Annotated in this window: 11 protein-coding genes; 3 read left to right on the top strand and 8 right to left on the bottom strand. The window is 73.0% G+C overall.

Features of this window, described 5'->3' with window-relative positions; genetic code table 11:
• Positions 1 to 65: 65 nt before the first annotated feature.
• The 3 genes from ACSLTV_RS13950 to ACSLTV_RS13940 all read right to left on the bottom strand — a co-directional run bounded on the left by ACSLTV_RS13950 (position 66) and on the right by ACSLTV_RS13940 (position 3270).
• Positions 66 to 1115: a Zn-dependent alcohol dehydrogenase gene (locus ACSLTV_RS13950; protein ID WP_432137371.1), complete on the bottom strand. Its 1050-nt coding sequence runs from the start codon at positions 1113 to 1115 to the stop codon at positions 66 to 68.
• Between the two features lie 13 nt (positions 1116 to 1128).
• A complete protein-coding gene (locus ACSLTV_RS13945) occupies positions 1129 to 2268 on the bottom strand; it encodes an acyl-CoA dehydrogenase family protein (protein WP_435612243.1) in 1140 nt (379 codons plus the stop codon).
• A gap of 87 nt (positions 2269 to 2355) precedes the next feature.
• Positions 2356 to 3270, bottom strand: a complete 915-nt coding sequence (locus tag ACSLTV_RS13940; protein ID WP_432156383.1) for an SDR family NAD(P)-dependent oxidoreductase — start codon at positions 3268 to 3270, stop codon at positions 2356 to 2358.
• Positions 3271 to 3356: 86 nt separating this feature from the next.
• Here ACSLTV_RS13940 and ACSLTV_RS13935 point away from each other — a divergent pair, with 86 nt between their 5' ends.
• On the top strand, positions 3357 to 4283 hold the full coding sequence (locus tag ACSLTV_RS13935; RefSeq protein ID WP_435612222.1) for a cyclase family protein: 927 nt from the start codon (positions 3357 to 3359) through the stop codon (positions 4281 to 4283).
• A 617-nt stretch (positions 4284 to 4900) separates the two neighbouring features.
• Here the strand turns inward: ACSLTV_RS13935 and ACSLTV_RS13930 are convergent.
• From ACSLTV_RS13930 to ACSLTV_RS13915, 4 genes are all read right to left on the bottom strand, one after another.
• Complete coding sequence (locus tag ACSLTV_RS13930) at positions 4901 to 5425, bottom strand: ATP-binding protein (RefSeq protein ID WP_432137416.1); 525 nt, start codon at positions 5423 to 5425, stop codon at positions 4901 to 4903.
• Positions 5426 to 5936: 511 nt separating this feature from the next.
• Positions 5937 to 7082 carry an acyl-CoA dehydrogenase family protein gene (locus ACSLTV_RS13925; protein ID WP_432137368.1) on the bottom strand — a complete coding sequence of 382 codons (1146 nt, stop codon included), beginning with the start codon at positions 7080 to 7082 and terminating at the stop codon, positions 5937 to 5939.
• A 6-nt stretch (positions 7083 to 7088) separates the two neighbouring features.
• Positions 7089 to 8216 (bottom strand): acyl-CoA dehydrogenase family protein, encoded by a 1128-nt coding sequence (locus ACSLTV_RS13920; protein WP_435612221.1) that lies wholly within the window; start codon positions 8214 to 8216, stop codon positions 7089 to 7091.
• Positions 8216 to 9424 carry an amidohydrolase family protein gene (locus ACSLTV_RS13915; RefSeq protein WP_432156387.1) on the bottom strand — a complete coding sequence of 403 codons (1209 nt, stop codon included), beginning with the start codon at positions 9422 to 9424 and terminating at the stop codon, positions 8216 to 8218. The genes ACSLTV_RS13920 and ACSLTV_RS13915 overlap by 1 nt, the downstream gene beginning before the upstream one ends.
• Before the next feature lie 149 nt (positions 9425 to 9573).
• Between ACSLTV_RS13915 and ACSLTV_RS13910 the strand changes: the two genes are divergently transcribed.
• Both ACSLTV_RS13910 and ACSLTV_RS13905 read left to right on the top strand, forming a co-directional pair.
• Positions 9574 to 11082 (top strand): class I adenylate-forming enzyme family protein, encoded by a 1509-nt coding sequence (locus ACSLTV_RS13910; protein ID WP_435612220.1) that lies wholly within the window; start codon positions 9574 to 9576, stop codon positions 11080 to 11082.
• 394 nt (positions 11083 to 11476) lie between these two features.
• On the top strand, positions 11477 to 13609 hold the full coding sequence (locus ACSLTV_RS13905) for an FG-GAP-like repeat-containing protein (RefSeq protein WP_435612219.1): 2133 nt from the start codon (positions 11477 to 11479) through the stop codon (positions 13607 to 13609).
• A gap of 78 nt (positions 13610 to 13687) precedes the next feature.
• Here the strand turns inward: ACSLTV_RS13905 and ACSLTV_RS13900 are convergent, their stop codons facing one another.
• Complete coding sequence (locus ACSLTV_RS13900; protein ID WP_432137415.1) at positions 13688 to 14068, bottom strand: STAS domain-containing protein; 381 nt, start codon at positions 14066 to 14068, stop codon at positions 13688 to 13690.
• Positions 14069 to 14162: the final 94 nt, after the last annotated feature.

Here is a 14162-nt window from a genome sequence, read left to right as displayed (position 1 = left end):
CCATTGAAACTGACGGACCGTCAGATGGGAAGGGTCCGGACGGTGCGAGACGCAAGGCAGGGCCGTCAGAACGTGAGCACCGCCCGCGCCACCCGGCCCGCCTCCGCGTCGGCGCGGGCCTTCGCGAAGTCCTCGACCGGGTACGTGGCGGTCACCAGCTCGTCCAGGAGCAGCCGCCCGGCCCGGTACAGGCCGGCGTAGAGGGCGATGTCGCGCTGGGGCCGGGAGGAGCCGTAGCGGCAGCCGAGGACGGCCTTGTCGAGGAAGAGGGAGGAGACGAGGAAGCGGGCCTCGGCATGGGCGTCCGGCACCCCGAGCAGCACCGCCTGGCCGCGCCGGTCGAGGAGGTCCACGGCGGCGCGGATCAGTTCGACGCGGCCGACGCACTCGAAGGCGTGGTCGACGCCGTGCGGCAGGATCTCGCGCACCTCGTCCACCGAGGTCAGGAAGTCGGTGGCGCCGAACCGGCGGGCGGCCTCGGCCTTCGCCGGGTTGGCGTCCACGGCGACGATCCGCAGCGCGCCCGCGAGCCGCGCCCCCTGGATCACGTTGAGTCCGACCCCGCCCGCCCCGATCACCAGCACGCTGTCGCCGCGGTCCACCCGGGCCCGGTTGAGGACGGCGCCCACCCCGGTCAGCACCGCGCACCCGATGAGCGCGGCCGACGCCATCGGGATCTCCGGTGGTATCCGTACCGCCTGCACCGCCTTGACGACGGTCCGCTCGGCGAAGGCGGAGTTGGCGGCGAACTGGTACACCGGCCGGCCCGCCCGGGTGAAGGGCCGCTGGGGGCGTCCGATGGACCGCCGGCACATGGTGGGCCGTCCCCGGTCGCACTCCGCGCAGGCCCCGCAGTTGGCGAGCGTGGACAGCGCCACGTGGTCCCCGGCGGCGACGTGCGTCACCCCGGCCCCCACCGCCTCCACGACGCCCGCCCCCTCGTGCCCGAGCACCACGGGCACCGGGAAGGGGATCGTCCCGTCGATCACCGACAGGTCGCTGTGGCACAGCCCGGCCGCCGCGACGGCGACCCGTACCTCCCCGGGGCCGGGCTCGCGTACGCCGAGGTCGTCGGCGACCTCGACCCGCCGCCCGTCGAACACCACGCCTCGCATCACGGCCGTCTCCCTACTGCCTGGGCTGTCTGGGCAGGCCGAGCACCCGCTCGGCGATGATCGTGCGCTGGATCTGGTCCGAGCCGCCGTAGATCGTGTCGGCCCGGGAGAACAGGAACAGGTGCTGGACGTCGTCGAGTTCGTACGGCGCGGCGGCCGACCAGTCGACCGGTCCGACGCCCGCGCCGGCCCCCCGCACCCGCACGGCCACCTCCCCGAGCCGCTGGTGCCAGCCGCCCCACAGCAGCTTGGCCACGCTGGGTGCTCCGGGGGACGGGGAACTGCCGAGGGTGCGCAGCGCGTTCCACCGCATGGCCCGCAGTTCGCCCCACAGTTCGACGAGCCGGTCGCGCACGACGGGGTCGGCGGCGGTCCGGTTGGCCACGGCGGTCCGCACCACCTGCCGCAGTTCCTCGGCGAACCCGATCTGCTGGGCCAGTGTGGACACCCCGCGTTCGAAGCCGAGCAGGCTCATCGCGACCCGCCACCCGTCGCCCTCGGCGCCGACGCGCTGCTCGGCGCGGGCGCCGTCGAAGAACACCTCGTTGAAGTCGCTGGTCCCGGTCATCTGCCGGATCGGCCGGACCTCGATGCGGCCGGGCTGGTCCATCGGGACGAGCAGGAAGCTCAGCCCGTGGTGGCGCCGGGAGCCGGGGTCGGTCCGGGCCAGCACGAAGCACCAGTCGGCGTCCCGGGCGAGCGACGTCCAGATCTTCTGCCCGGTGACCCGGTACGTCCCGTCCGGCTGCGGTTCGCCCCGGGTGCGCACCCCGGCGAGGTCGGACCCGGCCTCCGGCTCGCTGTAGCCCTGGCACCACAGTTCCTCGCCCGCGGCGATGGGCGGCAGGAACCGCTCCTTCTGCTCCCGTGTCCCGTGCGCGAGCAGTGTCGGTGCCAGCAGGTTCTCCCCGATGTGCCCGCACCGCCCGGGCGCCCCGGATAGCACGTACTCCTCCGCCCAGGCCACCTGCCCGCCGAGCGAGGCCACCCGGTTGCCGTAGCCCCCTTCCCCCCACCCGATCCCGACCCACCCGGCGGCGCCGAGCGTGCGCTCCCAGCTCCGCCGGCCGGCGGCGTGGGGCACGTGCTCGGCGAGCCACGCCCGGGCCTCGGCACGAAGGTCCTCGTCAGCAGGGTCGACTTCGAACTCCACGCTCACTCCAACTCCTTCAGGGGCGCGGGGAACCGCGCGATCGACCACGACGCGTCCCGCACCCGCCGACGCACAACCCGCCCCGCCTCAGGAGGCGTTCGGCCGAGCCCCCTCCCTCGCCGCGCGCTCCATCTCCTTCACCCGCTCCAGCAGCGGCATCGGATCCACCCCCACGGACCCGGGAAGCACCTCCGCGATCCGCTCGGCGGACCAGGAGCCGTCGGCGTAGGCGGCGCGCAGCTCACGCGGCTGCGCCCACACCGCCAGCTTCGCGCCCGCGATCGTGTACACCTGTCCGGTCACGCCCTGTTCCCGGGCCCGGTCGGACAGCAGGTAGGTCACCAGCGCGGCCACGTCCTCCGGCTCCCCCATCTCGGCGAGTTCGACGGGGACGTTCGCGGACATCCGGGTACGGGCGACCGGGGCCACCGCGTTCGCGGTCACCCCGTACTTGTGGAGGCCGAGGGCGGCGCTGCGCACGAGGGAGATGACGCCGCCCTTGGCGGCGCTGTAGTTGGCCTGCGACACCGATCCCTGGTGGTTGCCGCTGGTGAAGCCGATGAGGGTCCCGGACCGCTGGGCGCGCATCACGGCGGAGGCGGCGCGGAAGACGGTGAAGGTGCCCTTGAGGTGGGTGGCGACGACGGGGTCCCACTCCTCCTCGGTCATGTTGAACAGCATCCGCTCGCGCAGGATCCCGGCGACGCAGACGACCCCGTCGAGGCGCCCGTAGGAGGCCAGGGCGGTGTCCACGACCCGCTGCCCGCCGGTCATCGTCGAGATGTCGTCGGCGACCGCGACGGCCTCGCCGCCCGCCGCGGCGATCTCCTTCACGACCGCCTCGGCCACCTCGCTGGACGGTGCCGCCCCGTCCACGGCGACGCCGTGGTCGTTGACGACGACGCGGGCGCCCTCGGCCGCCGCGGCGAGGGCCACCGCCCGTCCGATGCCGCGCCCCGCCCCGGTCACGGCCACGACCTTGCCGGCCAAGAAGTTCCCCACGTCCGGCCCCTTCCCGCAGAATCTGACGGACCGTTAGATTTTATGACCGGTCAGCCGCGCGAGGACAAGCCCCGGGGAGGCACCGGATGACACTTCCGGCCGAGTTCCACGCAATCGCCGAGCGCGTCAACAACTGGGGCCGCTGGGGCGCCGACGACGAGATCGGCACGCTGAACCTGATCACCGACGAGGTGGTGCGCGCGGCGGCGGCCGAGGTCCGCACCGGCCGACGCGTCGCGCTCGCCCTCCCGCTGCGGGAGGACGGCGTCCAGACCGGTGTGATCCCGGGCCGGGTCAACCCCCTGCACGCCATGGTGCAGATCAACCAGGAGCTGTTCGGTCCGGGCACGGTGGCGTGCAGCGACGACGCGGTGACGATGGGCCTGCAGGCGGGCACCCACTGGGACGCGCTGAGCCACGTCTCGCACTCGGGCCGCCTCTACAACGGCCGCCCGGCGGAGCTGATCACCGCGCACGCCGGCGCCGCCTTCGCCGGGATCGACAAGCCGCGCCACATCGTCTCGCGCGGGGTACTGCTGGACGTGGCCCGGGCACACGGCGTGGAGCGGCTGCCCGGCGGCCACGCGGTCACCCCGGGCGACCTGGCGGCGGCCGAGGAACTCGCCGGTACGCGGGTGCGCGCCGGCGACATCGTCCTCGTACGGACGGGGCAGGTCCGGGTGCTCCTGGCGGGCGACCGGCACGCCTACGGGTATCCGTCGCCCGGCCTGTCGGTCCGCACCCCCGAGTGGTTCCACGCCCGGGATGTGGCGGCGGTCGCCAACGACACGCTGACCTTCGAGATCTTCCCCCCGGAGATCGAGGACCTGTGGCTGCCGGTGCACGCCCTGGACCTGGTGGAGATGGGGATGATGCAGGGTCAGAACTGGAACCTGGAGGAGTTGTCCACAGCCTGTGGAGAGAGTGGCCGGTACGCCTTCCTGCTGTCGGCGACGCCCGAGCCGTTCGCCGGCGGCACGGGAGCGCCGGTGGCCCCGGTGGCCGTCCTGTAGCCGCGCCTCGCCCCCGGCGGGACGTGAGCGCCGGCGGCCGTCCCGCAGCCCGGCCCGCCCCCGGCGGGACGCGAGCGCCGGTAGCCGTCCCGCAACCCGGCCCCGCCCCCGGCGACCCCCGACGGCACGAGACCGCGTCCGCCCGCCCGGATCGCACGGGAACCCCCGCGGGATGCCGGCGGATCCCGGCGGAAGGCCCCCCAGGGGCTCTCCCCAAGCCCCCCTCGGAAGCTCCCCCCGAAGCCCCCGAAGCCTTCCGCCGGGACGTTCCGGCCTCCGGCCGGCGGCGCGCCGCGCCCGCCCCGAGCACGGCACCGCGCACCGCCCGACCGGCTTCGGCGCACCCGCCCCGCTCCCCCTCGGCCCTGAGCCGGGACGGCGCCGAATCCACGACCCACACTCGTCGAGGGTCTCCGTCACCGAGCCCCTCGTCGTCCCCTCGCGGCGAATCGCTGACCACAAGCGTGATCAAACGGACACGTCTCGTCAACAGGGGGTCGGAAGTTTGTGGGGGTTGGTCCGATTCACCACGGGCGCGCACGGAAGCACGTCCGGGCGCACGACCCGGGGCTCCTGACGGACCGGCAGCGCTCCCTGCGACCCCGCGCCCCAGCGGGTCACACAGCCTCGTAGGCGAGCCCCTCGACGCCCCCGCACCCCTGGTACGGCTCGTACGCGCCGCACGCCGCCTCCGGGCGCCCCACACTGCCGCCGACCGCCGTCATGGCGTCGGACGCGGCGCAGCGGTCCAGCTCGCACCAGATGCGCTTGCCCGCTCCCTCGACGTTCCATCCCCAGCGGTCGGCGAGGCAGTCGACGAGGGCCAGCCCCCGGCCGCCGGTCGCGTCGCCGTTGGCACAGCGGGGCACCGGCACCCGCTCGCTGCGGTCGGTGACCTCAAGGCGCACGGTGACCGCACCCTTCGCCGGGTCCGACGCCGCGTCCGACGCCGGGAGGCTCAGCCGCAGCACCGCCGGACGGCCGGTGTGCACCACGGCGTTGGTGACGAGTTCGGAGACGAGCAGGACCAGCGTCTCGGCGAGGGGGTCATCGTCACCCATACCGGACCCGGCCAGGCGCGAACGGGCCCACTTCCGGGCCCGCCCCACCTCAGCGGGGTCGGGCCGGATCTCCAGCTGCACTTGAAGCACCTGCACCGCTCACACCATCCGAACCGGCGGACACACGGGCGCACGCCACGCGAACCACGCGCGACACACGAACACCGTGACGACGAGGGCCACGATCGTAGCCATTTTCCGCATGCGCAGAACAACAGCGGGAAGCGGGGTGACGGACCGTGAATCCCTTACCGCACAGGATGGTTGACGTTGTGTCACCCCAACAAGCGCTTCAGGCATATTCCAGCGCGAAGGAGTACCCGTGCGGCATACTGTGCGACGCCCCGCGGGGGGAGTCGAACAGGCAACACCGGCTCGCCACGCACCGGGAACCACTCGCATCCCCCGAAGGTACCGGAGCCACTCCACGACTCCAGGACGTGACGGGGCACGGTAAGGACACAACCCGGTCTCGGCGGCCCACTACGGTGCGTGATGACGGAATGCCACGATCCGCGACACCTTTGGCCCCGGCTCGGGAGCGTCGGCCGGCCGCCACCCCCGCCACCCCAGCCCAGGGCGGCGGCCGGCGCTAGCCGCCCCCCGCCCGCACCAGCCCCGCCGCGAGCGCCTCCTCACTCTCCGTGCGGCCGCCGCCACGCCGGGCACGCACCCAGGCGCGCTTGAGGTGCAGGTGGATCTCCGCCTCCCAGGTGAACCCCATGCCGCCGTGCACCTGCACGCAGTCCCGCGCACCGCGTACGGCGGCCTCGTCGGCCAGCAGGCGCGCGGCGGCGATGTCCAGGGGGTCGCCGGTCACAGCCGCCGCGTACACGGCCACCCGGGCCGTCTCCACCCGCGCGAACATCTCGGCGCACAGGTGCTGGACCGCCTGGAACGTCCCGATCGGCCGCCCGAACTGCTCCCGGTGCCGCGCGTACCCCACCGCGAGCTCGCACACCCGGCCGGCCGACCCGACCTGCTCGGCGGCGGACAGCAGCACGGCGACGGGACCCGCGCCGAAACCGGACCCGGCGGCCCGACCGGCGCCGGCCTCCCCCGCTCCGGGGCCGGCGCCCGAACCGGCCGCCGCGCCCGCGCCCCCCGCCGTCCCCGGCACCCGGTGCAAGGGCGTCAGCGGGTCCACGGACCGCAGCGGTACGGCCCCGAGCGGCCCGCGGGCACCGGAGCCGCCCGCCGCGGGTACCCGTCCCACGCCCGGTACTTGTCGTTCCACGCCCGGTACCTGTTCCACGGCCGGTTCGTCCCGTGACCCCGGTGCCCCGCCCGCCCCCGACACCACCTCCGACCCCGTCGCCCCGTAAGAACCCGCCACCCCGTAAGAACCCATCACCCCGTCCGCCCCCACCACCACGTCCGCCTCCTCCAGCCACTCCACCAGCCCCCCGTCCACCGCTGTCACCACCGTCTCCCCGGTCGCCGCCCCGGGGACACGGCCGGCGGCGAGGTGGGTGGGGACGAGGGGGCCGGGCAACAGGGCGCGGCCCGCCTCCTCGAAGGCGAGGGCGGCCTCCGGGAGGCCGAGGCCGACGCCGCCCCCGGACTCCGGCAGGCGCAGGGCGAAGAAGCCGGCGGCACCCAGTTCCCGCCACAGGCCGCGGTCGAGGCGGGGTTCGGCCACGGCGGCCCGCAGCGCCTCGGCGGGGAAGCGCCGGGTCAGCAGCGCGCGCATGCTGTCCCGCAAGTCCCGCTGTTCGTCGCTCAGTCGGAAACGCACCTGCCTCTACCGTCCCTTCGGCAGCCCGAGAATCCGCTGCGCCACGATGGTCCGCTGGATCTGGGAGGTCCCGGCGGCGATGGTGTACGAGAGGGCGGACAGGCGGTCGCGCACCCAGGGCCGGTCGAGGTCGAGCGCGTCGTCGCCCAGGACCTCGGCGGCGGCCTCGTACAGCTCCTGCCGGGCGTGCGAGTAGCGCAGTTTGAAGACCGAGCCGCCCACTCCCGGGACACCTGCCGCAGCCTCGCTGACGTTCCACTGCACGAGCCGCCACAGCGCCCGGAACTCGGCGTCCAGGGCGCCCAGTCGGCGGCGCGGCGCCGGGTCGTCCCAGCGGCCGTTGCGCCGCGCCGCGCGGGCCAGTTCGGTGAGGACGCGGCGGCAGGCGACGACCTCGCCCGCGAAGGCCGTACCCCGCTCGAAGGACAGCGTCACCTGGGTGACCCGCCAGCCGTCGTTCTCCTCGCCCACCCGGTTGGCGACCGGCACCGGCACGTCGTCGAGGAACACCTCGGCGAACTCGGCGGACCCGGCGAGCGTCCGCAGCGGCCGTACGGTGATGCCGGGCGCGTCCATGGGCATGGCCAGCCAGGTGATGCCGTGGTGCTTCCCGGCGGCCGGGTCGGTGCGCACCAGCAGCTCGCACCAGTCGGCGACCTCGGCGTGCGAGGTCCAGATCTTCGACCCGGAGACCCGGTAGACGTCCCCGTCGCGGCGGGCGCGGGTGCGCAGGGCGGCGAGGTCGGACCCAGCGTCCGGCTCGCTGAAGCCCTGGCACCACACCTCCTCGCCGCGCAGGATCGGCGGCAGCCAGCGGGCCCGCTGCGCGTCGGTGCCCTCGGCGGCGACGGTCGGGCCGGCGTGCAGCAGCCCGACGAAGTTGGCGCCGACGTAGGGCGCGCCCGCCCGCTCCGTCTCCTCCAGGAAGACCAGCCGTACCGCCGGCGGGGCGTCCCAGTGCACCTCGCCGTACCCGGCGTCGTACAGCCGCCGCTGCCAGCCGAGGTCGTAGGCGCGGCGGGCGGGCCAGTCGTCGGGCGGCGGCTCGGGCGGCAGCGTGGGCAGCACCGCGCGGAGCCAGGCGCGCAGCCGGGCCCGGAACTCCTCCTCCTCGGGGGTGCCGGCCAGTTCCATCAGCGGGCCGGGTTGCCGTCGAGGCCGAGGCCGAGCATGCGGATCGCGTTGCCGCGCATCAGCTTGTACACCGTCTCGTCGTCGAGGCCCTTCACATGGTCCAGGGCGACCTCCTTGGTGTGCGGGAAGGTCGAGTCGACGTGCGGGTAGTCGGTCTCGAAGGTCGCGTTGTCCCGGCCGACGGTGTCCAGCGAGGCGACGCCGTGCCTGTCGCGGAAGAAGCAGCAGTAGATCTGCCGGTAGTAGTACGTGGAGGGCGGTTCGGGGATCAGGTCGCGGACGCCGCCCCAGGCGCGGTGCTCCTCCCAGACGTCGTCGGCGCGTTCGAGCGCGTACGGTATCCAGCCCATCTGGCCCTCCGAGTAGGCGAGGATGAGCTTCGGGAAGCGCACCAGCACCCCGCTGAAGAGGAAGTCCGTCATCGAGGCCATGGCGTTGTTGAAGCTGAGCGACGCCTGGACGGCCGGCGGGGCGTCGGGGGAGGCGGCGGGCATCTGGGAGCTGCTGCCGATGTGCATGTTGACCACCGTGCCGGTGTCCTGGCAGACCGCGAAGAAGGGGTCCCAGTAGCCGGAGTGGATGGACGGCAGCCCGAGATGGGTGGGGATCTCGGAGAAGGTCACGGCCCGCACCCCGCGCGCGGCGTTGCGCCGGATCTCCTCGACGGCCAGCGCCACGTCCCACAGCGGGACCAGGCAGAGCGGGATGAGCCGGCCGCCGCTGTCGCCGCACCACTCCTCGACCATCCAGTCGTTGTAGGCGCGGACGCAGGCGAGGGCGACCTCCTTGTCGTGCGCCTCGGCGAAGGTCTGCCCGCAGAAGCGGGGGAAGGTGGGGAAGCACAGGGAGGCCTCGACGTGGTTGAGGTCCATGTCGGCGAGGCGCGCCTTGGGGTCCCAGCAGCCGCGCCGCATCTCCTGGCGGGTGATGCCCTCCAGGGTCATCTCGTCGCGGTCGAAGCCGACGGCGGCGATGTTGCGCTTGTACGGGAACTTCAGGTCCTCGTAGACCCACCAGTCGGTGGGCGGGCCGTCGGGGTCCATGGTGATCTGGTACTTGCCGCCGATGTAGGCGAGTTCGCCGATCCCGGCGGTCAGCGGCCGGGGGCCGCGGTCGCGGTACTTGGCGGGCAGCCAGGTGTCGAAGAGGTGCGCGGGCTCGATCACGTGGTCGTCGACGCTGACGACACGGGGCAGTTCGGTCTCCATGGCTGGCCTCCGCCGGACCGTGGGTAGCTGACGGTTCTCTCTGAGGAGTTCTCCCTGAGGAGTGCTCCTTGACGAGTCCTGTCTCACTATCTGACGACTCGTCAGATAGCATGGCACCTGACGAGTCGTCAGCCAAGCAGGGGGCACCCGTGAACGAGACCCCGCACTCCCTGGGCACCGCCCGCACACTGTGGGACCTGCTGGACCGCCGCGCCCGGCTCACCCCGGACCGGCCCGTCCTGCTCCAGAAGGACCGGACCGTCACCTTCGACGGCCTGCGAACCCGCGCCGAGCGCACCGCGGCCGGCCTGTACGCCATGGGGGTGCGCCCCGGCACGGTGGTCGCCTGGCAGCTGCCCACCCGCATCGAGACCGTCGTCCTGGTCTTCGCCCTGGCCCGCCTGGGCGCCGTGCAGTCACCGGTCATCCCCTTCTACCGGGACCGCGAGGTCGGCTTCGCGCTGCGCGAGTCGCGGGCGGAGTACTTCGCGGTGCCGGGTGTCTGGCGGGGCTTCGACCACACGGAGATGGCCCGGCGGCTGGGCGCCCGGGGGGTCTTCGAGGCGTACGACGCCCTCCCGGACGGCGACCCGGACGCGCTGCCCGCCCCGCCCCGCGACGGCACCTCGGTCCGCTGGATCTACTGGACGTCCGGGACCACCTCCGACCCCAAGGGCGTGCTGCACACCGACCGCTCACTGATCGCCGGCGGCGCCTGCCTCGCCCACGCGCTGCGGCTGTCCGCCGACGACGTCGGCTCGGTGGCGTTCCCCTACGCGCACATCGGCGGCCCCGACTACACGGTGATGCTGCTGCTGTACGGCTTCCCGGCGGTGCTGTTCGAGCACTTCGCGCTGCCGGACGCGTTGCCGGAGTACCGGCGCCACGGGGTGACGGTGGCCGGCGGCTCCACCGCGTTCTACTCGATGTTCCTCGCCGAGCAGCGCAAACTGCCGCCGGGCGAGAAGGCCGTTCCCTCCCTCCGGCTGCTCGCGGGCGGCGGGGCGCCGAAGCCGCCCGAGCTGTACCACGCCGTCGTCCGGGAGATGGGCGTCCAGCTCACCCATGGGTACGGCATGACCGAAGTCCCGATGATCACCATGGGGTCGCCCGACGACACCGCGGAGCACCTCGCGACCACCGAGGGACGGCCGCCGGAGTCCATGGAGATCCGGATCGTGGACGGGGAGGTGCGGCTGCGCGGCGAAGCGGTCTGCCGGGGCTATCTGGACCCCGCCCAGTCGGCGGAGGTCTTCGACGCGGACGGATTCCTGCGCACCGGGGACCTCGGACACCTCACCGCCACCGGCCACCTCGTCCTCACCGGCCGCCGCAAGGACGTGATCATCCGCAAGGGCGAGAACATCTCGGCCAAGGAGATCGAGGACCTGCTGTGCGCCCATCCGGACATCGCCGACACCGCGGTGATCGGCCTGCCCGACCCCGACCGCGGGGAGCGCGTCTGCGCGGTGGTCGAACAGCCCGACGGGGCGGACGCGGTGACCCTCGACACGGTGACGTCGTATCTGCGGGCGCGCGGTCTGTCGGTGCACAAACTGCCGGAGCAACTGGAAGTGGTGGACGCCCTGCCGCGCAATGAAACCCTGCGGAAGGTGCTCAAGTACCGGCTGCGGGAAAGGTTTTCGGACATGGCGTGATAACGCCCCTCGAACCCGTCCGCCGGACCCCGGAGTTACGTGTGTAGGGTGAAGACGTTCGAGCTCACTGCATTTCGGTGCTCGCCGTCTGGACACAAGGGGGGATGTCCGGCGATGAGAGAAGACTGCCACGTCCGGGGACACGGCGGTCCGTCCGCCATTGCGCGGTCCGCGGTCGAGCGGAAAGCAGTGAAACCGGCCCCCGGCCCACGGGACGGACGATCCGGGCCGGTACGGGCGATGACCGACGCGGCCCCCCTTTCGCGGATTCCGAGAAATGCGGCGGCGGGCGCGCGAGATCCCCTCCGCCCTTGCCGGACTGCGAAGCGGTTCGCACTCGCCCGGCTCCTCTTTCCCTTTATCGTCACTTATCGGCAGGAGTGAACACCGCTTCATGACCAGACATGTTCCACGCCGTACCGCCATGGCGACGGGCCTCCTGGCCGCCGCCCTGCTGACCGCCGGACTGCCGGCGTCGGCGCACGCCGTCACGGGTCCCGCCGTGACGGACGGCGGCTACGCCTTCACCGCACGGCTGGAGATAGGCGACGGGGAGGACACCCTGCACGCCTGCACCGGCGCTCTCGTCGACCCGCAGTGGATCCTCACCGCCGCCTCCTGCTTCACCGGCGGTTCCGGCGAACTCGCCCCCGGCGCACCGGCCGAGAAGACCGTCGCCACCGTCGGCCGCACCGACCTGACCACCACCGGCGGACACGTCAGCGAGATCGTCGACCTCGTGCCCCGCCCCGGCCGCGACCTGGTCCTGGCCCGCCTCGCACAGCCCGCCACCGGCATCACCCCGGTCAAGGTCTCCACCACCCCCACGGCCCAGGGCGACACACTCACCGTTCCCGGCTACGGACGCACCAGGACGGAGTGGGCGCCCACCGGCCTGCACACCGCCTCCTTCACCGTCGAAGCCGTCACCGCCACCGAAGTCGACATCCACGGCACCACGGCCGACGACGCGATCTGCAAGGGCGACGCCGGAGCCCCGCTGCTCCGCGTCACCGGCGGCACCCCGCAACTCGTCGGCGTCGGCAGCCGCTCCTGGCAGGGCGGCTGCTTCGGCTCCGACCCCGCCCAGACCCGCAACGGCGCCATCGCCGGCCGCGTCGACGACATCGGCGCGATGCCGGCCTCCCGCCTCACCGCCGGACAGCGGCTGTCCTCCGGCGACAGTCTGATCGCGGGCCGGGTCCGGCTGACCATGCGCACCGACGGCGACCTGGCCGTCGTCTCCCCCGCCGGCAGGACCCTGTGGTCCGCCGGCACCGCGGGCCACCCCGACGCCACCGCCGCGCTCGACACCACCGGCAACCTCGTCGTCCGCGACGCCGCCGGCACCACCGTCCTGTGGCAGTCCGCCACCGCCGCCACCGGCGGCACCGCCACCCTGCGGCCCGGCGGCGACCTGGTCGTCCGAGACGCCCAGGGCGTCTCCAAGTGGTCCAGCAACAGCGCGCCGCGCCACGACTACAACGGCGACGGCCGCAGCGACATGGCCGACTGGTACGACTACGCCGACGGCAGCGACAAGATCCACGCCTTCCTCGCCACCGACAACGGCGGGTTCGACAGCCCCGTGCACGGGTGGTACACCGCCCCCGGCAACTACTGGGCCGAGAACATGAAGCGGCTGACCGGCGACTTCAACGGGGACGGCATCGCGGACGTGGCCGCCTTCTACGGCTACGCCAACGGGGACGTCGCGCTGCTGACCTGGCTCGGCAACGGGGACGGCACCTTCCAGAACCCGCTGCACTCCTGGAAGGTCACGTCGGGCTGGACCTTCTCGCGCATGACCGCGAACGCGGGCGACTTCAACGGCGACGGCCGCGACGACATCGCCGTCTGGTACGACTACGCCGACGGCAGCGACAAGCTGCACACCTTCCTCGCCAACGCCGTCGGCGGTTTCAGCGCGCCGTTCTCCTCGTTCCAGCGCACCGACGGCTGGACCGCCTCGAACATGAAGTTCACCACCGGCGACTTCAACGGCGACGGCCGCGACGACCTCGGCACGCTGTACGGCTACGCCAGCGGTGAGGTGAAGCTCATCACCTTCCTCGCCAAGGCCGACGGCGGATTCAACGAGCCCGTCCACGGCTGGAACAGCACGGGCTGGAACTTCGACCGGGCCAGCATCCACTCCGGTGACTTCGACGGCGACGGCCACGACGACATCGTGAGCTGGTACGACTACGGCGACGGCCACGACGCGGTCATCCGGTTCACCCTCGACGGCAACGGGGCGTTCGGCGACCGTACGGAGATCTGGAGCACCCCGGCCGGGAACTACACCCGCTCCGGCATGAAGATCGTCACGGGCGACTACGACGGCGACGGCCGCGACGACCTCGCCACCGTCTACGGATACGCGGACGGCAGGGTCAAGACCATCACCTGGACCAGCAAGGCGGACGGCACACTCAACTCGCCGCTGCACAGCTGGGAGGCGCCCGCGGGCAGCTGGACCTTCAACAGCATGCACATGATCGAGCGGTACAACAGCCCCTCGTAGTCCGGCGCCCCGGCAACGGCGAAGAGCCGGGGACGGGACGGAACACGGTGTCTCGCGTCCCGTCCCCGGCTCTTCGCGCTACGCCGACAGCGGCTCCGACCCCTCGGCCACCGCGTCCTCCACGTCCACGTACACGTCGAACAGCCGCCGCACGCCCAGCGCCCCGAGCACCCGGTTGACGTGCGAGCCCTCCACCGCGCCCCGGGCCGGCAGGACCAGCCGGAGGCGGCCCTGGCAACTGCGCAGCAGCCGGCGGGCGGCGATCAGGACGCCGATGCCGCTGGAGTCACAGAAGCGCACCTCGGACAGGTCGAGGACGACCAGTCGCCGCCCGTCCGCCACCTCGTCGTGCACCCGCTGCCGCAGCACCGGCGAGGTCATCAGATCCAGTTCCCCGGACACCTGGAGCACGGCCCATCCGGCCTGCTCACCGCAGGTCACCTTGAAAGCCACCACCACGCCCTTCACTCGCCGGTACGGAAGCGGTCCCTTCGCCTCCTTGCAGCGCGGCTGCCCAGCGGCCGTTCCCCGAAACACGAGCCGGAAAACAGAA

The sequence above is a fragment of the Streptomyces sp. bgisy159 genome (genome assembly GCF_965341775.1).
GTDB lineage: Bacteria > Actinomycetota > Actinomycetes > Streptomycetales > Streptomycetaceae > Streptomyces.
Note: the sequence above shows the minus strand (reverse complement) of the source record. Positions and strands in the feature narration are given on the sequence as shown.